This window comes from Desulfovibrio sp. ZJ369, assembly GCF_011039085.1.
Classification (GTDB): domain Bacteria; phylum Desulfobacterota; class Desulfovibrionia; order Desulfovibrionales; family Desulfovibrionaceae; genus Desulfovibrio.
In genome coordinates, this window is record NZ_JAAKEI010000100.1 from 1 (window position 1) to 1,144 (window position 1,144).

Sequence of the window (1,144 nt, forward strand, 5' to 3'; positions counted from 1 at the left end):
GATTTGGCAAAGAACTCCTTTCATGTGTACGGCATGAATGAGCGTGGAGCGAAAGTGTTCAGTAAGACTCTCTCGCGGGGGAAGGTATCAGAGTTTTTCGCCTGTCATCCACGGTGTCTCGTGGGCATGGAGGCGTGCGCCAGTTCCGGCTATTGGCAGCGGGTCATTGAGGGACATGGGCACACGGTAAAGCGCATGCATCCTCGATATGTCGCCCCATTCAGAGTGGGGGACAAAAACGATGCCAATGACGCCAGGGCAATTTGCGAAGCGGCGTTGCGTCCCAGTGTGCGCGGGGTTCCTTCTCGCAGCGGGCAACAGGCGGATATTCAAGCAATCCATCGAGTGCGGAGCGGCCTGATGCGAGCGCGTATCGCCGCCGTCCATCAAACAAGAAGCCTGCTTTACGAGTATGGCATAGTGACCCGGCAAGGCGTTTGTCATGTACGGGATATGCTGCCCGACTTGATAAGCGATACTGAAAACCCCCTTTCCGGTGTCATGCGGCGTTTGCTCAACACCATGTTTGAACTGATAAACAGCCTCGAAGCGCAAATAGCCGAACAAGACGCACTGCTCAAAGCAATAATCCATGAAAATGAGGCATGCCAACGCCTGATGAAAGTTCCCGGCATCGGGTATCTGACGGCAACCATGCTTTTTGCTGTGGCTGGCACTGCCTCCAGCTTCAAAAACGGCAGGCAGTTTGCCGCCTATCTGGGACTTGTGCCGCGTGAACACTCCACTGGAGGAAGACATCGGCTTCTCGGCATCAGCAAAAGAGGCGATCCGTATCTCAGAAGCCTGCTCGTTCAGGGAGGTTTGGCCGTATTGTTTGCCATGAATCGGGGGTATCAAACGCTGGGGAGTGGCAAACAGGCCGCATGGCTGACCGCACTGACAGCAAGAGCGGAGCCGAAAAAGGCTGCCGTGGCGCTGGCCAATAAAATTGCCCGCATAGCCTGGAGCATACTCCATAACGGAACAGAATATTCCTTCAACGGATAGACAAGACACAGCCCGGCCTTGTTTCTTGCCCTGGATGCCAGAAAACCACGGAGAAATCGGTCGGACCAGCTTCCGGAAAACCTGTAGCCTACGCAGGCACATGATGCCATCAATACGTTGAGGACCGGAAGCGCGA

General features: G+C 55.0%; 1 protein-coding gene. It reads left to right on the forward strand.

Going from position 1 to position 1,144, the window contains the following annotated elements; genetic code table 11:
• Positions 1 to 1,008: IS110 family transposase (locus tag G7Y51_RS13460; RefSeq protein ID WP_165178263.1), on the forward strand; the 1,008-nt coding region annotated here is incomplete at its 5' end.
• Between the last annotated feature and the right edge of the window lie 136 nt (positions 1,009 to 1,144).